General features: G+C 52.4%; 23 protein-coding genes. 9 read left to right on the top strand and 14 right to left on the bottom strand.

Annotation, left to right across the window (positions count from 1 at the left end):
- Nucleotides 1–549 precede the first annotated feature (549 nt).
- Complete coding sequence (locus EZM41_RS09395; RefSeq protein ID WP_198470845.1) at nucleotides 550–1,002, top strand: pyrimidine dimer DNA glycosylase/endonuclease V; 453 nt, start codon at nucleotides 550–552, stop codon at nucleotides 1,000–1,002.
- A gap of 29 nt (nucleotides 1,003–1,031) precedes the next feature.
- Here the strand turns inward: EZM41_RS09395 and EZM41_RS09390 are convergent, their stop codons facing one another.
- The gene (locus EZM41_RS09390) at nucleotides 1,032–1,577 is read right to left on the bottom strand and encodes a flavin reductase family protein (RefSeq protein WP_198470844.1); all 546 of its coding nucleotides are present in this window, start codon (nucleotides 1,575–1,577) and stop codon (nucleotides 1,032–1,034) included.
- A gap of 217 nt (nucleotides 1,578–1,794) precedes the next feature.
- Here EZM41_RS09390 and EZM41_RS09385 point away from each other — a divergent pair, with 217 nt between their 5' ends.
- A complete protein-coding gene (locus EZM41_RS09385; protein WP_198470843.1) occupies nucleotides 1,795–2,886 on the top strand; it encodes an aminotransferase class I/II-fold pyridoxal phosphate-dependent enzyme in 1,092 nt (363 codons plus the stop codon).
- 443 nt (nucleotides 2,887–3,329) lie between these two features.
- On the top strand, nucleotides 3,330–4,574 hold the full coding sequence (locus EZM41_RS09380) for a Glu/Leu/Phe/Val family dehydrogenase (protein WP_198470842.1): 1,245 nt from the start codon (nucleotides 3,330–3,332) through the stop codon (nucleotides 4,572–4,574).
- A 96-nt stretch (nucleotides 4,575–4,670) separates the two neighbouring features.
- Here the strand turns inward: EZM41_RS09380 and EZM41_RS09375 are convergent, their stop codons facing one another.
- A complete protein-coding gene (locus EZM41_RS09375; RefSeq protein WP_198470841.1) occupies nucleotides 4,671–6,041 on the bottom strand; it encodes an FAD-binding oxidoreductase in 1,371 nt (456 codons plus the stop codon).
- A 5-nt stretch (nucleotides 6,042–6,046) separates the two neighbouring features.
- Nucleotides 6,047–7,015 (bottom strand): electron transfer flavoprotein subunit alpha/FixB family protein, encoded by a 969-nt coding sequence (locus EZM41_RS09370; RefSeq protein WP_198470840.1) that lies wholly within the window; start codon nucleotides 7,013–7,015, stop codon nucleotides 6,047–6,049.
- Between the two features lie 174 nt (nucleotides 7,016–7,189).
- On the opposite strand from EZM41_RS09370, the gene EZM41_RS09365 reads away from it, so the two are divergent.
- The 4 genes from EZM41_RS09365 to EZM41_RS09350 are packed head-to-tail and all read left to right on the top strand — an operon-like array spanning nucleotide 7,190 to nucleotide 12,949.
- Nucleotides 7,190–8,311 carry a zinc-dependent alcohol dehydrogenase gene (locus tag EZM41_RS09365; protein ID WP_198470839.1) on the top strand — a complete coding sequence of 374 codons (1,122 nt, stop codon included), beginning with the start codon at nucleotides 7,190–7,192 and terminating at the stop codon, nucleotides 8,309–8,311.
- A gap of 32 nt (nucleotides 8,312–8,343) precedes the next feature.
- Entirely contained in the window at nucleotides 8,344–10,959 is a 2,616-nt protein-coding gene (locus EZM41_RS09360; protein WP_198470838.1) for a glycosyltransferase family 39 protein, read from the top strand.
- A gap of 2 nt (nucleotides 10,960–10,961) precedes the next feature.
- Nucleotides 10,962–11,996 (top strand): GHMP family kinase ATP-binding protein, encoded by a 1,035-nt coding sequence (locus tag EZM41_RS09355; protein ID WP_232619263.1) that lies wholly within the window; start codon nucleotides 10,962–10,964, stop codon nucleotides 11,994–11,996.
- Nucleotides 11,993–12,949, top strand: a complete 957-nt coding sequence (locus EZM41_RS09350; protein WP_198470837.1) for a GDP-mannose 4,6-dehydratase — start codon at nucleotides 11,993–11,995, stop codon at nucleotides 12,947–12,949. Before EZM41_RS09355 ends, EZM41_RS09350 begins: the two co-directional genes overlap by 4 nt.
- Here the strand turns inward: EZM41_RS09350 and EZM41_RS09345 are convergent.
- Genes EZM41_RS09345 through phnD form a run of 11 tightly spaced genes read right to left on the bottom strand, consistent with a single transcriptional unit; the run spans nucleotide 12,946 to nucleotide 22,453 of the window.
- Nucleotides 12,946–13,929: a sugar phosphate isomerase/epimerase family protein gene (locus tag EZM41_RS09345; RefSeq protein WP_198470836.1), complete on the bottom strand. Its 984-nt coding sequence runs from the start codon at nucleotides 13,927–13,929 to the stop codon at nucleotides 12,946–12,948. The two genes, EZM41_RS09350 and EZM41_RS09345, sit on opposite strands and share 4 nt — an antisense overlap.
- Entirely contained in the window at nucleotides 13,926–15,140 is a 1,215-nt protein-coding gene (locus tag EZM41_RS09340; RefSeq protein ID WP_198470835.1) for an alpha-D-ribose 1-methylphosphonate 5-triphosphate diphosphatase, read from the bottom strand. Before EZM41_RS09340 ends, EZM41_RS09345 begins: the two co-directional genes overlap by 4 nt.
- Nucleotides 15,121–15,888, bottom strand: coding sequence for a phosphonate C-P lyase system protein PhnL (phnL, locus tag EZM41_RS09335; protein ID WP_198470834.1), 768 nt, complete (start codon nucleotides 15,886–15,888; stop codon nucleotides 15,121–15,123). The genes EZM41_RS09340 and phnL overlap by 20 nt, the downstream gene beginning before the upstream one ends.
- 17 nt (nucleotides 15,889–15,905) lie before the next feature.
- Nucleotides 15,906–16,808 carry an ATP-binding cassette domain-containing protein gene (locus tag EZM41_RS09330; RefSeq protein ID WP_198470833.1) on the bottom strand — a complete coding sequence of 301 codons (903 nt, stop codon included), beginning with the start codon at nucleotides 16,806–16,808 and terminating at the stop codon, nucleotides 15,906–15,908.
- Nucleotides 16,805–17,674, bottom strand: coding sequence for an alpha-D-ribose 1-methylphosphonate 5-phosphate C-P-lyase PhnJ (locus EZM41_RS09325; RefSeq protein WP_198470832.1), 870 nt, complete (start codon nucleotides 17,672–17,674; stop codon nucleotides 16,805–16,807). Before EZM41_RS09325 ends, EZM41_RS09330 begins: the two co-directional genes overlap by 4 nt.
- Nucleotides 17,637–18,782: a carbon-phosphorus lyase complex subunit PhnI gene (locus tag EZM41_RS09320; RefSeq protein ID WP_198470831.1), complete on the bottom strand. Its 1,146-nt coding sequence runs from the start codon at nucleotides 18,780–18,782 to the stop codon at nucleotides 17,637–17,639. Before EZM41_RS09320 ends, EZM41_RS09325 begins: the two co-directional genes overlap by 38 nt.
- Complete coding sequence (gene phnH / locus EZM41_RS09315; RefSeq protein WP_198470830.1) at nucleotides 18,779–19,393, bottom strand: phosphonate C-P lyase system protein PhnH; 615 nt, start codon at nucleotides 19,391–19,393, stop codon at nucleotides 18,779–18,781. The genes EZM41_RS09320 and phnH overlap by 4 nt, the downstream gene beginning before the upstream one ends.
- Before the next feature lies 1 nt (nucleotide 19,394).
- Nucleotides 19,395–19,814, bottom strand: a complete 420-nt coding sequence (phnG, locus tag EZM41_RS09310) for a phosphonate C-P lyase system protein PhnG (protein ID WP_198470829.1) — start codon at nucleotides 19,812–19,814, stop codon at nucleotides 19,395–19,397.
- A 17-nt stretch (nucleotides 19,815–19,831) separates the two neighbouring features.
- Complete coding sequence (gene phnE, locus EZM41_RS09305; protein WP_198470828.1) at nucleotides 19,832–20,644, bottom strand: phosphonate ABC transporter, permease protein PhnE; 813 nt, start codon at nucleotides 20,642–20,644, stop codon at nucleotides 19,832–19,834.
- A gap of 2 nt (nucleotides 20,645–20,646) precedes the next feature.
- Nucleotides 20,647–21,546 carry a phosphonate ABC transporter ATP-binding protein gene (gene phnC, locus EZM41_RS09300; RefSeq protein WP_198470827.1) on the bottom strand — a complete coding sequence of 300 codons (900 nt, stop codon included), beginning with the start codon at nucleotides 21,544–21,546 and terminating at the stop codon, nucleotides 20,647–20,649.
- 28 nt (nucleotides 21,547–21,574) lie between these two features.
- The gene (gene phnD / locus EZM41_RS09295; RefSeq protein WP_198470826.1) at nucleotides 21,575–22,453 is read right to left on the bottom strand and encodes a phosphonate ABC transporter substrate-binding protein; all 879 of its coding nucleotides are present in this window, start codon (nucleotides 22,451–22,453) and stop codon (nucleotides 21,575–21,577) included.
- Between the two features lie 331 nt (nucleotides 22,454–22,784).
- Between phnD and EZM41_RS09290 the strand changes: the two genes are divergently transcribed.
- Both EZM41_RS09290 and EZM41_RS09285 read left to right on the top strand, forming a co-directional pair.
- Nucleotides 22,785–23,555: an IclR family transcriptional regulator gene (locus tag EZM41_RS09290; protein ID WP_198470825.1), complete on the top strand. Its 771-nt coding sequence runs from the start codon at nucleotides 22,785–22,787 to the stop codon at nucleotides 23,553–23,555.
- 19 nt (nucleotides 23,556–23,574) lie between these two features.
- Complete coding sequence (locus EZM41_RS09285) at nucleotides 23,575–24,933, top strand: dihydroorotase (RefSeq protein ID WP_198470824.1); 1,359 nt, start codon at nucleotides 23,575–23,577, stop codon at nucleotides 24,931–24,933.
- Nucleotides 24,934–25,124 lie beyond the last annotated feature (191 nt).

The raw sequence follows: 25,124 nt of genomic DNA, 5'->3' as shown, positions 1-25,124 counted from the left end.
GAAGAATGTCGCTTGATTCGATCTACGTCCTAACAAGGGCATGACCTCCTGTGCAGCTGTTAGCTTCTTGAGTATTATGATACCATAAAGTAAGGGAGATGGGTTTTTTCAGCAGACTCTTCCCTAAAATAAGCCCTGATGATATGGTTCTAGAGCATCTAGCCAGTTTTGTAGAAACATATCCTGTAGAATCCGTTAAATGCTTGAGAAAGATTGCCGAAGGAGGCCGAGAGGGTTGGACAATCGATATGGGACGTAAGCATGTTAGTCATATTCTCGAAGTTGCTTTGCGGCATGAAGTTGTCAGGGAGGAAGCTAAGCGAATTATCCACTATCTCGGCAGCCGTGGATTTTTGGAGTTTCGAAACCTCCTAAAAAGCTAAACGTAGTTGATAAAAAGTTTGTGAAATTTGCAAGGTCCTTAATTATCAGGCAACGTAAGAATGACCACCTTGGATGAGCCTGAATTAGTTTAGTTGTGCTCTTGAAAAGCTTTAATGTGCTGTGAAATAGTTTTTACCAAGATTTTATCATGTTGGTGAGGCATTTATGAGGCTGTGGTCGCTGCATCCTCGTTATTTGGACGGTAAAGGGCTGGTAGCGCTTTGGCGGGAGGGGTTGTTGGCCAAGACAGTGCTCGAGGGTGAGGCTTGTGGCTATCGCTTTCACCCGCAACTGTTGCGTTTTAGAAACCAACCCGACCCGGTCGGCGCTATAAATGCCTATTTGCAATTTGTGCTTGCCGAGTCTCGTGCTCGAAACTACCGCTTCGATAGCAGTAAGTTATTGCCCGTAAAAGAACACACGCTAATTCCCGTTACCGACGGGCAGCTTAATTATGAATGGGAGCATCTTTTGGCCAAACTTAAAGTGCGAGACATTGAGCGGTATCGCAGCCTTTGCTCTGTTACAAACGTAGACCCTCACCCGTTAATGAGGGTAGTTCCTGGCCCAATTGAACCTTGGGAAGTGGCGGCTTGGAGGAAGCCCAAAGAACCTTAAAGTTTGCGCGCTCCACTTTGGCTTGGGGGTTAAAGCGTATCCTGCCACTTGACCATCCTTTCTTTTAAGTCTATTGTCTCTCCGTCGACTACGAACGTTCCATCTCCGTTGGCGTGGCATGTCCTGCGCTCTTTGCGGTCAGGGTCGATCCATGCCCTCACCCCTTCTAAGATGGATAATCCATATTTATCGGTGAGGGTGGTATCGACCACGCGGCATTCTATGTTAGCGAGGCACTCGGCAATAAGAGGAGCCTGGACGTCTTTGGCCGGCAGGGGCGTAAGTCCAAAGCGTGCGAATTTGTCCACGTCTTTCCCAGAACAGTTTCCTATGTCCACAACCTTTTCTAACAGGTCAACAGTGGGCACAGCGATGACGCACTCTCTTGTGGCCATGAGGGCGTTATAGCTCCAATCCCAGGGGCCTATAACGCAGCCTATAAGTGGCGTAAAGTCTATTACCGTGTGCCAACTCAGCGTCATTACGTTGGCCTTTCCCTTGTGGGCGGTAGACACCAAGACCACCGGGCCCGGTTCTATAAATTGGAATGCCTTAGAAATTGGAAATTCTATCATGTCTTTTCACCTCGTCTTATTATTTTACCTAATCTTGAAACTTCCCCCTTGCTTTTGTCAATCCAGGCCCACGAACCCAATAAATGTGAACGTTTTAATTTTAGAAGTCTCAAATTGCAAAATCCTTAAATACTCAGAGTGCGTTGACAAAAAAACTGAAGGACGATATAGTTCGACCTTAAATATTACATGGTGACATTACAAGGAGGTTGTGGAAGTGACATTCAAAAGAATGGAACTTGAGGACTGGTTTGATCGATACCAATTTGAATTTGACTATGACATCGGTGAAAGCGGCATAAAATTCTTTTCTACGGGCGATCTTGGTCTTGATTTTTCCAATATAGAATTGCGATATGGTCATCATAAAGGCGCTCCTGAACTGCGCGAGCTGATTGCCAGTGATTTTCCTGGGTTGAAAATGTCCCAGGTCGCGGTAACCAACGGTGCGAGCGAATCGATCTTCGCGGTTATGGCTTCTCTGTTGGGGCGCCAAGATCACGTGGTAGTCGAGGCTCCGAATTATCCCTCCCTTTACGAAATCCCAAGCTCCCTTGAGCGGGACGTGTCCTTATATTTCCTCAGGTATGAAGAGGGTTTCCGGCTCAATCTGGAAAGGTTAAAGGAAGAGATTAAACCCAACACGAAGTTGGTATGCCTGACACATCCGAATAACCCCACGGGATCTGTGATTACGGAGAGCGAGCTGAATGAAGTCATTCGATTTGTCGAATCGAGGAACTTATATCTGTTGATGGACGAAACGTATCGAGATCTGGCATTCGATACACCTCCACCGCTGGCTGCAACGATAAGCCCCCGAGCTATTAGCGTTTCCAGTATGTCTAAAGCTTTTGGCGTTCCCGGGATAAGAATAGGCTGGGTCGCAGGCCTGGAGTCGTTGATCGATTCAGTCCGTGCCGTTCGAGAACAAATCACGATCTGCAATTCATCCGTCAGCGAAAAGATTGCTTTTGCCATATTAGAGCGAAAGCAGTCTTTCTTGGAGAAAGCAAGAAAGACGGTCTATACGAATTACAAAATTATGGACAAATGGATACGAGAGAGAAGCGACGTTGAATGGATCTCCCCAGCCGGAGGTGTAGTAGGTTTCCCGCGCCTCGTCGAAGATAAAAGTTCTGAAGATTTGTGCACATTGCTGATAGAGCGGTATAAAACGTTTGTGGTGCCAGGGTATTGTTTTAAGATGCCACGTTATTTCCGTTTGGGTTTTGGTGGCGACAGGGAGGAAATCGAGAAAGGCCTCGAAATGCTGGATAAAGCCTTGGCGGATATCGGCACCAAATAAGCTTATGTTTTTCAGAATTGAGAAAGTTATTATTTCAGAAAAAACAACATAGCGAACAGCCTTGATATAGTGCAACGATGTGGCGGTGCTGTTAAGTTTAAAGCAGGTTTGCTTTTCGGCGCCGCAGCATATCGTTGGCGCAAGGGCCAGAGCTTGAAGCAAAGGGCGCGTAAAATACACGCCACCGTGGTCGTTCGCGATGCGAAAGGGCTTTTAAAAGCGGCTTCAACATTGGCGGGTCGATGGAGTGAAATTTTGTTTACTGGGGGCTTGCAATTTTTAAGAAAGGTGATTAAAATTTACCCCATTATTTTTTAGATTCTCGGCCGCTTGATGGGGGGTGGCGATGTTGCTTTAATCGGGGCTTTGGCTGGTTATAAGGTAAGTTTCATCATAGTGCCATCATATTTTATCTTTTATCGAGCAGAGGAGGAGTTTAGGAGATGCAGCGAAATCCATATGAGATGTTCAAACAACAAATTGATGAAGCAGCGCCATTTCTTAAGATCGATCAGGAGTATTTCGATATTTTGAAAGAGCCGAAAGAGGTGTTGGAGCTTTCCCTACCGGTGCGGCTGGACGACGGGTCGGTAAAGATGTTCAAGGCGTGGCGGAGCCATTTTAACAATGCCTTAGGCCCGTATAAAGGAGGCATCCGCTATCACGTTCAGGTGAATAGGGACGAAGTGATAGCGCTCTCCGGCTGGATGACCATAAAGTGCGCGGTGGTGCGCCTTCCCTTAGGTGGAGCCAAGGGCGGCATCAGTTGTAATCCTGCCGAGCTTTCGACGGGCGAACTCGAAAAACTTACGAGGGCTTACGCTTTAGGCGTGTCTCGCTTTATAGGTACGGATTACGATATCCCAGCCCCTGACGTAAACACCAATGCCCAGACTATGGCGTGGATAGCGGATACTTATGAGAAAGTCAAGGGCTTTAGCGAGCCATCTGTCATAACGGGCAAACCCATAGAGGTGGGCGGTTCCCTCGGCCGAGGGACGGCCACGGCCCAGGGCGGTGTATTCATCCTGCGCGAGGCGCTGAAAGAATTGGGCCTTCACGGTAAAGACCTTACGTGCGCTATACAGGGATACGGCAACGCCGGCAGTTTCGTTCACCAATTGCTCCAGGGGATGGGCTTAAAAGTTGTAGCCGTATCGGACAGCAAGGGCGCTATATATAACCCCAATGGACTTTCGTACGATAAAGTAAAAGAACACAAACTGAGGACCCGCTCTGTGGTAGGTTTCCCCGGTAGTGAGACGATCTCCGGCGAAGACTTGTTGAGGGTGGATGTCGACGTGCTCATTCCCGCGGCTTTGGAAGGCATGATAACGGAGTCTAACGCCAACGATATAAAGGCAAAAGTGATGTTGGAGTTGGCCAACGGGCCTACGACTCCGGAAGCAGAGGCAATTTTGTCGGACAAGGGCGTTCTTATACTGCCCGACGTGCTGGCAAACGCCGGCGGAGTTATAGTGAGTTACTTCGAGTGGGTCCAGGGAAGGACGGGCGATTACTGGTCTGAAAAGATGGTCCAAGAAAGGCTCGAAGAGAGGATTGTGCAATCCTTCCACGATATATGGGCGATTAAGAACAATTATAAAATCAGGATGCGCCAGGCTGCCTACGTGCAAGCCATAGGAAGGATAGCCTCGGCGATGCGGTTCCGCGGCATTTGGCCTTAATTTGTGTGCCATTGGCTATGCTGCATAAAAGGCCATCAGTGGTGTTTTAACCCCTATGCGCGAAAGAGGCAGTGCTCCCCGCGTATAGGGGTGCTTTTACGAAAGGGCGCAGTCCGGGTTCAATATGCCCTTCGGGTCGAAGGCGCCCTTTATCGCCTTCATCAGTTCTATGGCCTTGGGAGGAAGGCAGAGTTGAAGGAGGTCGTTTCTGATCTTGCCCACCCCGTGCTCCGCAGTGATTTTACCCCCAAGCCTTACGCCCTCTTTGTATATGGCGAGCTTTATGGCGTCTGCGTCTTTTGGCGGGACGTCATCCATAATGTGGGCGTGGAGGTTGCCGTCGGCGGCGTGCCCGTAGAGGGGTATCTTCGTCCCGAAGCGCGATGCGATCTCGTCTATGGCATCCATGAAGTGTCCCATCTCGGCCGGCGGAACGGCTGCGTCCATGATATCGAACGTCTTTGGCTTTAAGGCGGTGTAGATCTCGCTCCTCACCTTCAAAATGTTTCCCTGCTCTTCGCGCCGCTCCGCAATTATCGCCTCAGCTGCGCCAGAATTTCCTGCGAGCTCCGCGATCTTTTCGCACTGGTCATATACAATTTCTTCGTTTTCGCCAGCCAGGGTGATCAGAAGCTGAGCAGAGCCCTCTTCGCAGGGCCAATTCAAGCCCAATGCCTGGGCCGAGAGTTTGACGAGGTCTTTTTCCACATATTCGACGGCGAGGGGGATGATGCCCATCTGCAACATCTTGGGAACGACGTCCACGGCCGCATGTCGGCTCTCGAAGGGGATTATCAGGGTGGCCGTGGATGCGAAGGCCGGATACAGCCTCAGCGTAGCCTGTGTTATCACGCCTAAGGTGCCCTCGCTTCCTATGATGAGGTGCATCAGGTCGTAACCGGAATTATCCTTGAGGAGCTTGCCGCCGAGCTGCAGGATCTCGCCGGTGGGCACGACGACTTCCAATCCCCTTACGTAATTTCTCATAATGCCATATTTTACTGCTCTGGAGCCGCCTGCGTTGCAGGCTATCATGCCGCCGAGTTGTGCTCCTTCGTCCCCAGGGTGGGGAGGGAAGAATAACCCCGACGCCTCGACGGCCTCTTCCAATTGGCCAAGTGTGACACCTGCTTCTGCTGTGACCATGAGATTGTCCCTATCTACCTCTGCGATCTTATCCATGCGCTCAAGGGAAAGGACTATGCCGCTTCTCGTGGGGACGGCGCCGCCGCACAGGCCGGTGCCGCCACCCCTCGGAAAGACCGGCACCCCGGCGTCTGTGGCCAACTTCAATATCTGCGATACCTCTTGGGCGTTCGACGGTTTTACCACCACCACATCGCTCGCAGCTTTGGGACGAACGCCTTTGGCGGTCTCGTCGGAGAGATACCTCTCTATGAGCTCATGTTTGCTCGCTACCCAATCAGGACCTACGATTTCATTTAACCGTTCCAGGATATGCTCCAATGTCATCACCTCTTCTTTAACTCCGTTATGAGCGCCGGGACGACCTCGTAAAGGTCGCCCACGATGCCATAATCGGCCACGCGAAATATCGGTGCTGAGGGGTCTGCGTTTATGGCTATGATCGTTTCAGAGCCGCGCATGCCGGCCAAATGCTGCGGGCTCCCTGAGATGCCGCATGCTACATACAGCTTTGGCCTCACGGTGTTGCCGCTGAAGCCCACCTGGTGCTCTTTGCCGATCCATCCTTGGTCTACCAAAGGTCGGCTCGAACCCACGACGCCCCCCAATAGCTCTGCCAGCTCTTTCAGCATGGCGAAGTCTCCGGGGTTTTTGAGTCCTTTCCCTCCAGAAACTATGACCTCCGCGTCGGGGAGGCTAATGTTTTCACCCACCTCCTCGCGGATCAGGCGCGATGGAGGAGGGCAGGAGACGGCTTCCATCGGCACGACCTTTCCGCGCCTGTTGCGATCGTGGGGGAGAGGCTTCATGACCCTGTAGCGCACCGTGGACATCTGAGGTCTGGTGCGGGTCTTTATGTGGGCTAAGATGTTGCCAGTGAAGGCTGGCCTGATCTGGATCAACGAGCCATCGTCGTTCGGGGCGAGTTCCGTGCAGTCGGCTGTGAGTCCCGTGCCCAGCGCCGCGGCCACGCGCGGCGCGAGCGATCTGCCCAAATGCGTGGCGCCGAAGAGGACGATCTCCGGTCTCGTCTCTCGGATCAGCTTAACCAGGTTTTCTTTGTAGGTTGTGGGGTCGAAATGGGCCAGCGTCGGTGAATTGAAGAGAAAGACGATGTCGGTGCCTCTGGATATCAACTCCTGAGCCCACTCCTCTTTTAGGTCGCATCCCAAAAGCGCTGCGTGCACATCGAGATTTAAGGCATCGGCAAGTTCCCTTCCCTTGCCCAACAGCTCGTGCGTTATGGGGTGTATGCCATCACGCCTTCGCTCGGCGAATACAAGAACGCTTCCCATTTTTCCCGATCCCCCCAGCTTTGGGCCCATGCCCGTCATCTGCGCTCAAACCTCATTATACAATGAAGACATAATGAAGCTTGCCCCTGCCCACCTTTAGCGATATTATGACCAGTGCAGGACGGTTTTTGTGCCCTGCCGTTCAACCAAAATATCACAAGGGGGCGTTGTGAAATGGCCAAGGTAAAGGCTATGGTTATGGAGAAGCCAGGGAAGTTGGAGCTCAGGGAATTTGAGAAGCCCCATGCGCCGGAAGACGGGTTGCTTCTCAAGGTGAAGGCTTGTGGTATATGCGGCACCGATAAGCATATGATGACGGGGAAGGCCACGTGGGTCAAGTTTCCCGTCATTCCGGGTCACGAATTCGTAGGCGTCGTGGAGGAGCTGGGGCCCAAGGCTAACGACACGATGAACGTCATAGGTGGCCCGCTCAAGGTAGGGGATAGGATAGCGGTAACCCCGGCTTCCAAGGCTTGCGGCCGCTGTTTTTATTGCCTCAGTATGCCGCACAGACCACAGCTCTGCTCCAATCGAAGGGTCTACGGCCTCGCCAATTGCGAAAATCCTCCATACCTTTTGGGCGGCTTTGCCGAGTATGTGGTTGTCGACGGCAGGTCCTGGGCCTTCAAAATTCCTGGCAACGTGTCGGACGAGGTTGCATCGCTCACTGAGCCCACATCTGTAGCCATGAGGGCGGTGGAGAGGGCGCTAAATCCGGGCGAAGCTTTCAGTGGCCAGGGGTTCGGCGCAGGCAAAAGCGCAATGGTCATCGGTGCAGGTCCAATAGGGGCGCTTGTCGTGGCCGCGTTGCGTTACATGGGTGCTGGCCTCGTGATAGTCACCGACTTCTTCCCTAAGAGGCTTGAAATGGCCAAAAAGCTCGGCGCCGACGTTGTGATTGAAGGGAAGCGCCCCTTGGAAGAGAAGTTAGCCGAGGTGCAGAAGCTCACATCTGGCGTTGGACCCGATGTGGTTATAGAGGCTGCGGGCAATCCCAAAGCATTTGAGGACGCCCTTACCTTCGTCAGGCGCGGAGGAAAGCTCATCGAAGTAGGGCATTATACCGATACGGGCGTGGCCGAGGTGCACCCATTTTATATCTGTCAAAAAGACGTTGACATTCACGGCTCCTGGGCGTATCCTCCCATGATGTTCAAGGACGCTTTGGATTTCTTTAGCAGGACGAGCCTGCCAGTGTCAGACCTGATCTCCAAGAGCATGTCCCTCGAGCAGCTCGAGGAAGGATTGAATCAGGTAGGCACAGAAAACGTCCATAAGATCGTGATAATTCCATAGGTGTAATTCTTATAAACGGGGGAGAGAAAATCATGCCGGAGGTTTCGGTCGTCGTTCCTACCATAAACGAAGCTGGGAATATCGATGCTCTTCTTTCTCGCATAGTAGCGCTTATCGATGAGCTTCCGTACGAGCTTGAAGTGGTGGTAGTGGACGATGGCTCCACCGACGGCACGCGCGAGCGCGTCTTGAAGTGGGGGGAGGCGCATCCTGTGCGCCTCCTCGCCAGAGACGGTGATCGGGGTGTAGCGAAGTCCGTAATAGCGGGAGCTCGCGCTGCCCGCGGCGATATCGTCGTCGTCATGGACGCCGACCTGAGTCATCCCCCTGAGGTCATTCCTGCACTGGTTGAACCTTTGCTTGAAGGCACGCATGATATGGCTATCGCGAGTCGCTATGTGCCTGGCGGCTCCACCCCTGGTTGGCCCTTCTACCGACGCGTAGCGTCCTTTGCGGCCACGGCCGTGGCGAGGATCTTTGTCGATGTGAAAGACCCCATGTCAGGGTTTTTTGCAGTGCGCCGCGACCGCCTGTGTTCGCTCGATCCTGAAGCTACGTGCTTTAAAGTGTGCATGGAGCTTTTAGTCGCCGGTGGTTCCTCTCTCAGGGTGATCGAGGTGCCCATAACGTTCAGGGATAGGGCGAGCGGCCGCTCCAAGATAAACCTTATCAGGATGGGGTGGGCTTATCTCTGCCGGTTGGCCGCATTGGCGGGGGCTAACGTGTCGGCCAAAAGCGGCTTTCGCTTCGGCGTTGTGGGACTTCTGGCCATGGCTGTGGACCTCTCCGTATTTTCGCTCTTGGCGAGCATGGGGTCGGCCATAGGGCAGGCTCACGTGGTGAGTTTTTTCTCCTCTACGTTATTTAACTTCGTCTGCAACGCCAGATGGTCCTTCGCTAAAGAGAAGCCTCATCCGACCTCGTTTGCAGGCTATATGCGCTTTCTCTTCTTGGCGCTGGCATCGCTTTTTTTGCGCGGAGGGGTGCTCGCTACGCTTAACGAAGTGTGGGGGTGGCCACCGCTTGCGGCTGTCATGGGTGGGATATTTGCTGCCGCGGCAGTGAATTATGTCGGCAATGCTTTCTTCGTATTTCCCCCCGATGGAGAAAGGCACGAAGAGCTGCGATGGCGGGCTATCTCTATCATCTTCCTCATTTATGCTGTGGTGCTGCGCCTTTCTTACATGGGAGTGATGGAGCTCATACCTGAGGAGGCCTATTATTGGAACTATGCCCAACATTTGGATATAGGTTACCTTGATCATCCTCCCATGGTAGCTTGGATAATAGCCCTTTTTACCGCCGTCTTTGGCCATACGGAATTTGCCGTGAGGTTGGGGGCAATGCTTTCTTGGGCCGTCATGGGGGCATTTCTCTTTGCCTTTGCGCGCGAGCTTTATAACAGGAGCGTGGCCTTTGTTGCCCTCTTTTTTGCAGCAGGGCTCCCCTTCTTATTCGGGGTGGGCATGCTGATGGCGCCCGATGCTCCGCTTACTGCCTGCTGGGCAGGTACGCTTTACTTTCTGGAGCGCGCTCTTCTTGGTGAAAAACGCTCGGCATGGTGGGGCGTGGGGATTTGCGCCGGCTTGGGCTTGCTTTCCAAGTACACCATAGCGCTCTTGGCGCCGGCGGCCTTGCTTTTTATGGCAGTAGACCCTGCGTCCCGTCGATGGCTCAGGCGAAAGGAGCCGTATCTGGCGGTTGCCCTTGCCCTGGCGATCTTTTCGCCAGTGATCCTGTGGAACATGGAGCATGGGTGGGCTTCTTTCACGTTTCAGGGTCCCCGAAGGTTTGCCGGTATGTTTCAGTTTTACCTGCCGCAGTTTTTAGGTCATTTGATCGCTATCCTCTCACCTACCGGTCTCTTGGCCGCTTTTTTGGCCGTTTTCGCCGCTAAGAACAGCCGTAACAGAGATCGAAGACATCGCTTTTGCGCGGTGATTGCTCTGGTTCCCGTGTGCACTTTCTTAGCCTTCAGCCTTTTCCGCGAGGTTGAGTTGAACTGGAGCGGCCCTGCGTGGCTCGCTCTCGTCCCTTTAATGGCGTATCAGGTGACGTGCGGCTTCACGGGGTCGCGGGCTGTCGCCCTGTTGCGGAAGGCGTGGGTCCCCACGGCTGTAGCCCTTTTCCTCCTCTTCGGCGTAACGCTTCATTATGCCACCTTGGGCTTGCCTCTGCTCGGCTATCCTCAGGGCGCACCCGTTTTGGGATGGAGCGATTTGGCGAGGCAGGTGGAAGAGATCGAAGATGTGCTTGAAGCGACCACAGGATATGAGCCCTTAGTGCTCGGTATGGACAAACACAGGATTGTGAGCGAACTGGCCTTTTACCGGACGAAACTCGAAGACAAAGATGACGAGGAAGGAGAGGGGATAACCTACACCGCTGGTCCCAGCTTCTTCGGGAAAGAGAGCCTCATGTATAAATACTGGTTTCCGGAGGGCAAGGGTTTGCGCGCCTACGCTAAGGTGCTCTTGCTCGTGGGCAAAAACCCAGAGGAGCTATCTTTAGATGAACTGATCAGGGATGGTTGGAGCGTGGGAGAAGTGAAGAAACTGACCGTTTGCAAAGACGGCACCCCTGTAGGGCATTATTATTACACCATCGCGCGAGTGCCGTGTGTCCATTCCGAGGGTGTTCTGAAATAAAGATGGGCGGCATGATCACGCGATCCAGGGTGCCTTTGAGGATAAGCTTCGGCGGAGGCGGGACCGACGTGTCCCCCTATTGCGATGAATATGGCGGTGCTGTCATGAACGCTACCATCGATCGTTATGCCACCGTAAGCCTTTTCCCGTTTGACGACAAAACCATAGAGATAGAGAGCATAGATTACGATACAGCTCTGAAGTATGACGTGGATCAATTTCTGGCTTACGATGGCCATCTGGACCTCATAAAAGGCGTTGTCAACTACATGAGGAAAAACTACGGTATCGGCCAGGGTTTCAGGCTCAGGATTCATAACGATGCTCCTCCTGGTTCGGGGTTAGGCTCTTCTTCAGCGGTGTGCGTAGCCCTGATAGGCGCATTTAAGCATTGGCTCAACATGCCCCTCACGCCGTATGAGGTGGCCGAGCTCGCCTACCGCATAGAGAGGGAAGAGCTCAATATTCGCGGCGGCAAACAAGACCAGTATGCCGCCGCCTTCGGGGGCTTCAATTTTATAGAGTTCAACGGGGCAAATACGATAGTCAATCCTTTGAGGTTGCGTAGCGATGTGGTTTACGAGCTTCATCATAGGCTGATCTTGGCCTATGTGGGAGGGTCCCATGATTCGTCCAGGATATTGAGCTCTCAAATAAGAGACATGACCTCCGGCAGGAGGGAGACGCTTCAGTCGCTTCATGAGGCCAAAGAGCTCGCTGTGGCCATGAAGGCGGCCTTGGTGACCGGCAATTTGGACGATTTCGGCCTTCTCCTCGATAGGGCGTGGGAATCGAAGAAGCGCTTTACGGAAGGCATTACGAACCAGAGGATAGATGCCTTGTATGAAAGGGCTAAATCAGCCGGTGCTTTGGGTGGGAAGGTCTCAGGAGCGGGTGGCGGAGGGTTTATGTTCTTCTTTGCGGAGGCTGACAAGAGATATGCCGTGGCTGAGGCGCTTCAGGAAGAGGGTGCCCAGATAGCCAATTATTCGTTCACAGAGATAGGGTTACATACTTGGGGGGTGCGACATCCGTGATCTTGATCACAGGAGCTGGGGGAATGATAGGGAGCCATCTCATAGAAAGGCTCTCCTGCAACGAAAAGAAAGAAAACGTCATCGCTTCTTACTATAAACCCACGATCGACATGAAGGAGATAGAGGGAAAGGCCACGTTTGTCGAGACGGACGTGCGTTACTTCCAAAACGTCTATACCCTGGTCGAACAATATAAACCGCAGGTCATCTATCACTTGGCGGCTCAGAGTTTCCCTGGCGTCTCGTGGGAAAAACCTCAAGAGACGCTTGAGACGAACGTGATAGGCACGGCGAATTTGTTTGAGGCGATAAAACTCCTGAGGACCAAAGAGTCCTATGACCCAACGGTTGTCGTAGCATGTTCGAGCGCCGCTTACGGCTACGTGAGCGAGGAAGAGGTCCCCATATCGGAGGATCATGCGATGCTTCCCTTGCATCCCTACGGCGTCAGCAAGGTTGCCCAGGACCTCTTGACCCACCAATATTGGGCTACCTTCGGTATCAAGGGTATAAGAGTGAGAATCTTCAACACTACCGGCCCCAGGAAGATAGGTGACGTGTGTGCCGACCTCACCTTTAGGGCTATTCAGATAGAAAAGGGATATATACCGCCAGCGCTGCGGGTGGGAAACATGGAGAATCGCAGAGCTATACTCGATGTAAGAGATTTAGTCTCTGCCCTCATCCTGCTCGCAAAAAAAGGTGCGCCGGGCGAGGTGTATAACGCCAGCGCTCAAAGGGTATATGCCGTCTATGAAATAGTAGAAATTATAAAGAAAAAGCTCGGTCTTCCTTTTGAAGTAACAGTAGATCCAGCGCTGTTCAGGCTCAAAGATGAGCCTATCATATTCGGCGATTCTTCCAAACTCGCCTCTGCCACCGGTTGGAAGCCCGAATACGACCTCGCTACCACCGTCAGGGACATGCTGCAATATTGGCGCGAAAAGCTTTAGCTCGGCAACGCGCTCTCTTTTGTGATGTTTAAAAGCCTCTTGCAGAGATCGAGCGCATCGCTAGCCCAGGCGAGGTAGCGGTGCCTTATCTCGTTGATCAGCAAGCCGGAGTAATTGCAATCGCACAGGACCGAAAAGACTTCTTCTACGGGGATCTCTCCCTTGCCGATGGGAAGGTGCATGTCGCCTCTGCCCAAGGCGGAGAGCTCAACCTGTTTCTTCTCCAGCGAGCTGCAAACTCGACCAAAGTTGTCGTGCAGATGCACATGTTTGGTGAAAGGAGCGACGCTTCTGACGGCTTCTAGGAAGTCGAAGCCATAGCGTTTTGCCGATAGATAGGCGTGCCCAATGTCCAAAGTGATGCCTATGCGAGGATGATTCAGGTCGCGAACGCGCTCGGCTAATCTGAAGGGATCCTCGGCGTAGCAATAGAAGCCTCCATCGAGGTAAGGCCGGGCATTCTCTAAACATAGCGTTACGCCCAGGCGTTCTCCCTCCTTGGCCAGCGATAAAAGCGCCTCCTTTTCTCGTCGGTTCATCGACCTTCGCCTTTCAGTTTCAGGCGTCGCCCTTCCTGCTGCTTGCCATGGTATGTGAAAGTGTTCCTCTGGGATATATCTGCCACTATGATAGACCAATATTTTAGAATTTATAGTGGCGGAGAATCTAATACTTTCTAATAATGCCTCTTTGTGCAGCTCAGGTTCATCGGCATCCATAAGGTTTATCGGGTTTGGCGCATGCACGGAGTAATGGAAGTGGTAGCGCTTCAATATTCGCGAAACCTCGTCAACCCTTTCTGATATAAGTTTGCCGCCCAACATTGCTCCTGTGGCGTGCAAGGGGACCTCTACACATTCGACTTCCATTTCGGCGTACTCGTCGAGCAGCTCGATCAGCCGTCTTAGATCCCCGTCCACATATGCTGCATCAACGTTAATCCCGATACTTTTGATGAACACGTTATCCTCGTTTCTCATTGAGCAATTGCCTCCTTTTCTGAAGCCAAAACTCCTTCTAAATGCGAAGGGTCATGGTAGTTGTAGGTTAAAACTATCTTTCCCTCTGTAACTGTAGTTATTACTAAGGGGTCGTTTTCTTCCAGGCGCACCAGAATAAAGTCCGCTTTTTTCCCCACCTCGAGTGATCCGATCTCATCGTCCAACCCCAAGGCTATTGCCGGATTTAGCGATGCCAGGTTTACGGCGCGGGAAATGTCCATACCGTTATCAGCGAGTTTGAAGATTCCCTTCAGAAGGGCCGGAGGGTAATAGTCGGAGCAGAGGATATCGGCCGCACCATCTTCTACGGCGACTTGGGCGCTCAGGTTACCGTTGTGGGAACGCCCCTGGAGCAGATTTGGGGCGCCGACGCATACGTGGAGTCCGAGGTTCCTGGCGTATTTGGCCGTCTCTAAGTTCATCGGGAATTCCATGACGTCGACTCCCATCGCGCTGGCCACCTCCACGCGCTCTGGGCTATCGTCATCGTGGGAAGCCAAAGGAATACCTGCATCCTTGGCCGAGCGTGCCAGATTGCTGAGAGCCCTGAAGTCCACTCGTTGTCTGGCCTGGATCTTCTCTTCGATCAGCCTCTGGCAGTCTTTATCCTCGAGCCAAAACGTCTTCTTTATATAATGATGGTACTGACTTACATCACGATATTGCCCTTGCCCCGGCGTGTGATCCATGAAAGACACGAGATCACAAGCACCTTCTTCCAAAAGCTCGTATATCAGCTCTAAGGCTTTGGTATTGCCTATTTCATATCGCAGGTGGACGAGATTGCGGATCAGATGTTCTTGGTCTGCGCGCCTCCTTATAAACCGCGCGCATTCTGCGGCCAGGGCATTGGAGCGGATCCCTTCGCCTCCAGAGAACGATAATGAATGAAAGATAGTCGTAATCCCGACAGCGGCCAGTTTGCGCTCAAGCTCTCTACAGGATGAAGGGATGGGGATTGTCACATTGGGGCGAGGCTGTACTTCTTTTTCTACGGCGTCGCTATGTATGTCGATCAAGCCTGGCAATATATACAGGCCTGAAGCATCTATGTAGGAAATGCCTTTTTCGGGTGAAGGCCTCCCCGCGCCCACGTCGATTATGATGCCGTCCTCGATGCGCAGATAGCCTTCTTCAAGCATTCCATTTGGGAGAACTATATTGGCTCCGTCAATCATCAACTTGTGCATATTCCATTTCTACCTCCCCGGAGTTTTGTGCTTTGCCCTTGCTCAGACAGAAAATCCTGTCCGAGACTCGCTTAAGGGCATTCATATCGTGGGAAACCAAGATAAACGCTGTTCTTCTTGCTTTTAATTCCAAAAACAGCTCTATCATCATCTCCTTGGAATCGGCGTCCAGGGAAGCGGTGGGCTCATCGAGCAAAATGAGCCTCGGTTCGGCTGCTATGGCACGAGCCACGTTGACCCGCTGCTGTTCTCCTCCGCTGAATGTGGACGGGAAAGCGCTCCACAAGGAAGGAGGGATTCCCAGGCGCGAAAGGAGCAGCCTTGCCCGGTTTAAAGCCTCCTCTTTGGGATGTCCTTTTCTTCTGAGGCCTTGAGATACCACATCGAGGGCTGACACCCTGGGGATAACACGGAGGAATTGGGAGACATAGGATATCTCTTCCCTTCGTAGCATCAAAATACTTCTCTCGTCTATTCTGGCGAGATCCACCGTTCCGCGATTTGAGCGGTAGAGCATCTCGCCCGAGGTGGGAAGGTAAGTGCGGTAGATGCACCTTAGGATTGTGGATTTGCCTGACCCGCTGGGTCCCTGAATGCCCAAGGCCTCGCCGGCCCTTATGAAAAACGTTATTCCTTGGCATGCCGTAACCGTCATGCCGCCCAACAGATGGACACTAAATGTCTTGCTCAAGTTTGAGACCTTGAGTAAGACATTCTCCTCCTCGCTTTTTGCGAAACCATATGCCACAATGTCACCTCCTAACTTTATAGAAGCGAGCTGACGAGGAGTTGTGTGTAAGGGTGTTGCGGATCTTCCAAGATCTGGTCGGTTAGACCGGATTCCACAACGTGGCCGTTTTTCATGACCATCGTCCTCTCGGCGAGCAGCCGGATTACTCCCAGATCGTGAGATACGATGATCATGGCTACGCCCAACTCCTCCTGCAACCCCTTTATCAGATCGAGCACTTTGGCCTGCACCGAGACGTCGAGGCCCGTTGTGACCTCATCCAAGAGGACCAGAGGAGGGTTGTTGGCCAAAGCCTTGGCGATCTGCACTCTCTGTTGCATTCCTCCACTGAAGTATCTGGGAAGGTGGTCCATCCTATCCAGCGGTACCTCGGTGCGCTCCAAGAGCTCGCCGGCCCGTGCCCTTATGTTGTCGAAGTGAAAGAAGCCGGCTGTCAGAAGTTTTTCAGCCACGTTGCCTCCGGCCGTGAAGTGCATCTTCAATCCAATTTGCGGGTTTTGATACACCATGCCCAGCATATGATTGCGGATGCGGCGCTTCTCTTGAGAGGATAGCGATAAAATGTTAGCCTCTCCCCTTTTGTATGGAAGGAAGAAAGCCTTGCCAGCGGTGGCCTCCACGTCGAAGTAAAGGCATTGGACGAGGGTGCTCTTGCCGGAGCCACTCTCTCCCACCACGCCCAAGATCTCTCCCTTGTGAAGGTCGAAGCTCACCTCGTTGCAAGCGACCACAGAATGACAGTGCGGGCAGGTATTGCAATTTACCTCTGAGCCGGTCAGGTCAAGGCAGCGAGGACAACCCGTGCCATATATCTTTACCAGGCCGCGCACAGAAAGGAGCGGCTTTTCTTTCGTTAGGACGTCATCCGCTTTTTCGCTAAAATAAAGTGCCTGCGAGTCTGCCGTTGAGGTCTTCATACCTTCACCTCTTTCGTCTGTCTGACTTTCAGGCAATACGAGGTATCGGAGCACATATATCGTCGCTCGCCTGCGACATCGTCGATTATTTCGTCCAGGTATGTATCTGTGCTGCCGCAGAGGGAGCACCGTTTTCCTGTGAAGTCCTCGACTCTAAAGGGATGATCGTCGAACTCCAGAGGCTTAACCGAAGTATATGGAGGCACGGCGTATATACGCTTCTCTCTCCCTGCTCCGAAGAGGTAGAGCGTTTTGGCCATGTGAAGTTTAGGTATGTCCCAGCGCGGGATCGGAGAAGGATCCATTATGTAGCGGTCGTTGATCATAACCGGGTATCGTGATCCGATGGCGACCTCGCCCCAGCGAACGATCTCTTCATATAGGTGAACCCAGAGGCGGCTATAATCTCCCTCCGCATGCATCTGCCTCGTTTTAGTCTCGCTCGGTTCAACCAGCCTGAGTGGCTCAGGGTAGGGAACTTGGAATACCAAGATCTGGTCTTCCCTTAATGGTTCTTCGGGAATGCGATGGCGGGTCTGGATTATCGTCGCCTCCGTCGTGTCTATCGTCGTGTCTACCCCTGTCGTCTTTGCCAAGAGCTTTCTAATGTTCACCGCATTTACTACTTCGTCGCATCCCTGGTCTATCACCTTGAGGATGTCGTCCGGGCCTATAAGAGACATGGTAAGCTGCAATCCCCCCGTTCCCCATCCCTTGGCCAAAGGCAGCTCCCTGGAGGCGAAAGGAACCTGATAGCCGGGTATTGCAACCGCTTTGAGCATGCGGCGCCTGAATTCGCGCTTACTGCCTTCGTCGAGAAAGGCGAAGTTATACTTGTTGCGGCTGGTCGTATTCTGGAGTTCCATCGGGCATGACCTCCTCTCTTTTCTTGATTTGTTGTGTGCGCCGCAGCCGGTCTAAAGCCGATTGGAAGGTGACGTAATGGGGAAGCTTCCAATGGGCCGTGAAGCCCGACGAGTCTATGCCGTCGATGTGACATAGGACGAACTCGTCATCCTCGCCTGGAGCTCCGGCCTCTTTGGCCTGCATTGCCCGATCTAAAACGGCCATAGAGATGGCCTTGATCTCGTCCTGGCCGAAGCACAGGCCGTAACCCAGCGTGAAGCGCGGCGTGCCTTGCGCGTCGTCCATACTGGTTATCACCTCCGCTTCGGTCACCAATAACCACCCCACGGTCACCTTTATGTCTTTTCTTATCGGATTGTCCATTACGAGGGGAACATACCCGACTCTCAATTCGCCCAACGTCGGGTGGACATTGCCGTAACCTCGCATGGTGCTGTAGGCTAAAGCCATAATGCTTCCCTTCTCGGCTCGAGCCATGGCCTGCAAGCGGATTTGTCGAGCTGCTGGGAAGGTCAACGGCTCCCTGGTCAAGTCTGGGACGGATCCTTCTTTCGTATTGCGAGGCCGCGCCTTTTCTAATAATCCCTCTGCCCTGAGGATTTCGATCACCTTGGGGAAGCGCAGCGGCAGTCTTTGGGTTGAGAGTCCATCGCCCTTTGAGAGGAAGTCGCTAATGAAGCTTTTTGCTTTTTCGGAGTCCTCCTCGGCCAAGTCGAAATTTAGGAGGCGCAGGGAGTAGTCGCGGGTTGGTCCCAGTATTTGGCCGCCTGGGATGTCTTTGAAGGCGGCGGATATGCGCCTTATGACCAACATGCGGCTTATGTCGGTTACGATGGAATAACCCAAGCGCTCCAGAGTCGAGCGGTATGCCCTTAATAAAAACGAGGCCTCGATGGTATCTCCCTCGGCCTGTTTTAGGGCCAATGCGGCGTGATATGGGGCGTAAAGTGAGCCTTCTCCCATGACCTGGTCCACAGCCAATCGCATTTGATCCATAATCTGCCTCACTTCAAGGGGACGTGAGTTGCCCTTCAAACGGAAGAAGTGGACCAGCTCCTCGGCAGCGTCGATGGCCCTTTCTCCGCCTTTGATGGCTGTATAACTCAAGCGCGACACCTCCCGTAGCTTGCGGAGAGCGATTCAAACCTGACCGACCTAGGCAGGCATGTCACCCTATTTGACCTCGAGACGAGGATCACATCGACGCCGAGGGGAAATTCCTCGTTTGCCTCTTGAACGAGAGCGAGGTTCTCGGGGAAAAGCCCGCAGATAGCAAAGCCTCTTTTCTCTGGCACCCCCGGTCCCTCTACAACGACATAGGTATCTACATCCATTCCGTCGGCCAGGAGCTCTTCTACCTCCAGAATTATCGTGGCGCCGCCCTCCGGAAAGAGGAGGGTTCCCCTCTTTGCGCACGAGATTTCGGTGGCGGGATAAAGGCCGTCGGATAGCAGAAAGTCCGCCTCTTCCGGTTCTGCGACTCGACTTTCCGTCATGAGGGAGATGTGCGGAGCGAGCTCCTTCATCTTGTCACCCAGTGGCGCAAACGTTACCTCCGAATCGAGAAGCGTGCCCGCCACCGCCATCACAGCCAGATGCTCCTCAGGGAAATTCCCTTTGCATGAAATATGTTGGCGTAGCTCGTTGATCTTCCCAGGCCTGGCCATGCTGTCTAAGAGGCGTCTGAATACGTACTGAGATTCGAATGGCGATAACACCTCAAATCACCTCGAAATCCACACGGGAGCGCAACACGGCCGCAAAGAGCTCTTCTTTTTTGGCCTCTTGGTCTTTCTGCTCTTTTTCCGCCACGGCTACGATTTTGGAAGCGACCGGCAGAGACGCCTCGAAGGCTAGGTCTATCAGAGCCAAGTTGGAGGCCTTTTTAAGGTTTTCACCCATGCAGATTCCCCATCCAATGAAGTTTCCCGACGTTACGGCGCACTCCGATACCAAAACTTCACCGAGGTTGAAGATTTCGTCCTCTACAGACTCTTTGGCTTGCATCATTACGAGGCCCACGCGGGGACCCTTTATGGTCTCAACATCTGGCGCCTCCTCCAGGACGAGCTTGGCCACGTCTTCTATGGTTTCGTCGCTCGCCATGGAGAGGATATCGAAGAGTTTCTCCCTTTCCATTCGCGCACCCCCCGTTTTCATATGATGGCGCTTCTGATTTTGTTAGACGTGTGATCCACCAAAATTACTGCAGCCAAAATGACGAGGAGGATCATTGACGTATCGCGATATTGAAAGAGACGCATGCTGGTCATGAGCTCAAAGCCGATCCCGCCAGCGCCTACGAGGCCGAGGACGGTAGCTGCTCGCACGTTTACCTCCCAGCGGTAGAGGGTGTACGTGACGAACTCGGGTATGATCTGGGGGATTATCGCATAGGCGATGACCTGAAGCTTATGAGCCCCTGTGGCCTCCAGCGCTTCGACGGGACCTGGGTCGATATTCTCTATTGCCTCAGCATAGAACTTACCCAACTGACCTGCAGAGTGCACCGCCAAGGCCAGCACCCCCGGAAACGGACCCAATCCCACGGCAGCGACGAAGATGAGGGCGAACACGATCTCAGAAATGGCTCGCAGTGCATTGAGGATGAGGCGGGAGGCGCTATAAAGCAGCGGGTTTGGCGTTAAGTTCTTTGCGGCAAGCATACCCAAGGGCATCGATAAGAGCACGGCCAGCGTCGTCCCCCATATGGCCATTTCGATGGTCTGGAATGTCGGCTTTACGAGCGAACCCAAGATGGAGAAGTTGGGCGGCAGCATCCTCCCCACAATGTCGAATATATTGGGGATCCCATCTATGAGCATTACAACACTCAGCTCGCTATCCGCGGCGCTCTTCCAATATATAGCCACCAATACGGCGACGATTAACAGCCGTTGCCACTGGAGAAACCAAGATAGGGGAGAGGGGGTGGCTTGAAGTACCCCCTCATCCTTACGCCCTTCCAAAATCAAATCACCTCCAGCAGGGCTTCTTCCTGCCTCTGCTGCTCGTACAGGTATTCCAGGTCTTCGTCGCGGATGCCTTCCACAGGGCTATCGAGGACAACCCTGCCGGCTTGGAGACCGATGACCCGATGCGCGTATGTCAAGGCGAGCTCAACATCGTGAAGGCTTGCTATTACGGTGATATGATCTGTATCGTTGATCTGCTGCAGGATCTCCATGATGTTGCGGGAAGTTTTCGGGTCCAAGCTCGAAACCGGTTCGTCCGCCAAGATTGCCTGTGGTTGTTGCACTAACGCCCTCGCTATCCCTACGCGCTGCTGCTGCCCACCGGAGAGCTGATCTGCCCTTACGTTGGCTTTATCCGTCAGGTGCACCCTTTCTAACGCCTCGAAAGCTATATGCAAATCTGCTCTGGAAAAGAAGCGACAACAACTCGACAATGGGTTGCAATACGAGAGCCGACCGCACAGGACATTTTCCAAGACGGTGAGTCGCTTTACGAGGTTGAATTGCTGGAATATCATGCTCAACTGCCTTCTGAGCGCTCTCAGATCTGCACCGGCGTCGCCCACCGGTGTGTCATTTATCCATACCTCACCTTTTGTAGGCTTGATCAGGCCGTTTATGCAGCGCAGAAGGGTCGATTTGCCGGCCCCGCTTAAGCCCAAGAGCGCCACGAACTCTCCTCTTTCCACCTCAAAGCTCACGCCCTGTAGGGCCTGAACGCCGTTTGGAAATTCTTTCCATAAATCCTGCGCCTTTATCATGGTTTTACTAGCCTTAGTGCTCCTTTCGGTTTGAGGCTTCACCATGCTTGGCGTGTCGTGCAGATTCTTGACCTCCTGGGCTTGAACTTCTGCCGTTAGGACGGCCGGGATATATGAGGAAATTTGTCCTTTCATGATGGGTTCTCTTTCGAGGCTGGCCATCTCAATTTAAGCTCTTGAGGTCGAGGTTTAGGATTTTGGCCGTTTCCCTGATCACGTTGTAGTCAGCGTCCTTAGCCTCAGCGTAGCCTGCTATTCCGCCCGACATCTTCGCTAAGATGTCGGGCCTCTTTGTGCCCACTTCCAGTATGGCAGCCTTGAACTTACCCTTGAGGTCGTCGGGGAGGTCCCTTCTCCATGCCCAGGGCGAGCCCGGGATGGGATCGGATTTGGCGATGATTATGTTTACCTTAGGGTCAATGAGGCCATCTTTTACCATGCGATCGTACGTCTTGTCGCTGTCCGCTCCTGCGTCCACCTTGCGGTTCTTGACGGCCAGCTCTACAGCGTCATGCCCGCCGGCGAAGACCATGCTGGAGAAATCCTTTTCGGGGTCGATGCCCGCCTTTTGTAGCATTGCCCTGGGGAAGAGGTGTCCCGAGGTCGACGCTGGATCCACGAAGGCGAAAGTCTTCCCTTTTAAATCCGATATGGATTTTATGCCGGTTTCGGCATGTGCAATTATGATGCTGTTGTAGGTAGTCCTGCCATCGCTCCTCATCGGCACTGCAAAGGCCTCGACGTTTGCCACATCGGCGGCCAAGACGTAAGAGAAGGGGCCGAAGTAGGCGATGTCCAATTTGCCCGAACGCATGGCCTCGATAACACCTGAGTAGTCTGTGGCCACAAAAGGCTTGATCTCCATCCCCACCGATTCTTCGAGATATTCTATAATCCCTTCATATTGCTTGAGCATCTCCCTTTGGTCTTCTGCGGGTATAAGACCTATCCGTAAAGCCTCTGCTGCCTCCGATGAAATGCATCCTGCGGCTAAGGCCAAAACCGCGATTCCCAAGACGACCCACACTTTTGCCTTGCTCAATTTACTTCACCCCTTTTGAAATTGTTTTTATTTACTATCCTTTTCTTGTTTCTCGGACGAGGCAAATCTATCACGGCCTCTGTTATGAATGCATCACGAGTGGGTTACAAGTTGGTAACGCTCGGCACCTGTGTATATGTCCACGCACGCCAATGTGAGAGCACATCCCTGTCGGATACATAAGCAACCTTGTGGGCTAAGTGTCGCCGCTTTTAGCACTAAAATAGAATAATGTCAGTTTTGCTCATATTCTTGACAGAGTCATGGACAGGTAGTATGTTTATCGTGACAAATTTGCGATACATTGTCTCTCTTATCGAGACGGAGGAAGATGGAACGAGATAGCTATATCAACCAATCGATTTCAAGGGCCATTAAAGTTCTCGAAGCTTTGTGTCAAGGAAAGGGCGAAGCTGGCATTTCTGAGCTCAGCAGGAAGGTGGGCTTGCACAAAAGCGTCGTCCACAGGATTCTCATTACCTTGGAAGAAAATGAGTGGGTAGAGAAAGACAAAAACAGCGGCAAATACCGCTTGGGTTTAGGAATACTTTCGATCAGATCCTCACTGATGCGTCACCCCCTAATTGCTGTATCCCGACCGATCATGATGAAACTCTTGGAGCTCACAGACGAAACGATAGTACTGGCCGTTGAAAACAAGATTGGTGCGATATGCATAGAGAAGTTCGAGACGCCGCGAAGCGTGAAGTTGACCTCTGAAGTAGGGCGATACTTCCCTCTCCATGCCGGCGCTACCGGAATAGCGATATTGATAGGCATGCCGGAAAGCAGGATAAGATCTCACCTATTCTCTAAGCCTTTGGAAAGGTATACGGAAAGGACGTGGACCGATCCTCACAAGGTGTTGGAGAGGGTTTTAAAGCTCAAGGAGCTCGGATACGCCACTATAACGGGTGAAGTGGACGAAGGGGCAACCGCCATAGCTGTTCCCTTAGTTGCCAGGCATGGAGAGATCTATGGGAGTCTAACTATCGGTATGCCAGAATATAGATTCAGTGAAGAAAAAGAAAGGAAATTTGTGCCGCTACTTTTTGAAGCGGCTAAAGAAATCACTAAAGCGTTAGATGCGTCGGTTATATAAACTGCGAGGAGGAGTGGGAATGCCGATCGATCTCGTTATTAAGGGTGATGTCGTGACATCGGGCGATGTCGTGCGGGATGGGTTTGTGGCTGTTTCCGGAGGCCAAATTGCAGCCATTGGGTTAGAAAAAGAAGCCCCATCTGCAGGGCAGGTTCTGGACGCGAGGGGCAAATTGATCTTACCGGGTGCCATCGATGCCCATGTACACTCGGCGAGCGTCAAAGACAAACCCGAAAGACTCATTAATACAACTCGCGCAGCCGCTGCAGGCGGTGTCACGACGGTGATTGACATGCCTTTCGATGCAGCTGGCCCCGTGATGAATCGATCTCGCCTTAAAGAAAAGATATCAGAAGCCAATAACGAAGCTGTAGTAGATGTTGCTCTTTATGGCACGATAGCCAAGAGTGGCGGCACTGGAGAAATAAAAGGATTAATAGAAGAGGGCGCCTGTGCCTTCAAGATGTCGACTTATGAGACTGACCCTTATCGCTTCCCCAGGATCACGGATCGGGAGTTGATGAAAGCCTTTTCAGAGCTAAATAAATACGGAGTAGTTACCAGTTTTCACGCCGAGAACGAAGAGTTGGTCAGGACTTTGGTGGACGAGCTGAAAAGTTGCGGCTACGGTGACCCGTTAGACCATTGTCGCAGTCGGCCTCCTGTTACTGAGACGACTGCCATAGCGCATTTGCTTGAGCTTGCGCTTGCGTGCGACGCCAAAGTCCACATAGCTCACATCAGCGTACCTCGTGGTTTTGATATTGTCAGAAGTTACAAAAATTGGGGGCTCGACGTGACTGCTGAAACGTGCATACATTACCTTGTCCTTGCCGAGGAAGACATGCCGAGGCTTAAAGCCTTTGGCAAAATAAATCCCCCCTTGAGACCCCGCACCATGGTTGAAGAGTTATGGCAGAAACTTATGAGTGAAGAAATAGATTTCATCACATCTGATCACGCCCCCTGGCCTTTGGAAAATAAGACCCATCCTAACATTTTCGATAATGGCTCTGGCGTCCCAGGTGTAGAGCTGCTTTTGCCGCTCATCTACAGCGAGGGTGCGGCTAAGCGAGGTATGGACGTCACGATGGTTACGCAGTTAGTTAGTGAAGCACCTGCACGCCGTTTCGGACTCTATCCCAAAAAAGGAGTTATCCGCGTAGGCGCCGATGCAGACATAGTTGTGTTGGATCCAAAAGACAAGTGGAGATTTAGCGCTGATAAAAGCTATAGCAGCGCCAAATGGAGTCCTTACGACGGAATGGAGCTGACCGGGCGCGTAATAGCTACGATCGTGCGGGGGCAGGTGGTCTACGATGGGAAGGAGGTGGTCGGCAAACCTGGATGGGGAAGGTTTATAGGGCGTGTCGTTTAGAGGGTTTGACAGGTTTGGCTCTATGAGTGAAGCGGTGTAAAAAGCGATGCGTTGTATTAAAGAAGGGAGGTTCAGCCATGGGGTAGAAAGTTATTTGTTAGGGTTATAGGGATGATTGCAGTCGTATCTTTCTTGTTCTTTACGGGAATAACCTGTGAGGCTCAAACAATTACCATAAAATACTCAAATCA

The organism is Acetomicrobium sp. S15 = DSM 107314 (assembly GCF_016125955.1).
Taxonomy (GTDB): domain Bacteria; phylum Synergistota; class Synergistia; order Synergistales; family Thermosynergistaceae; genus Thermosynergistes; species Thermosynergistes pyruvativorans.
Note: the sequence above shows the minus strand (reverse complement) of the source record. Positions and strands in the feature narration are given on the sequence as shown.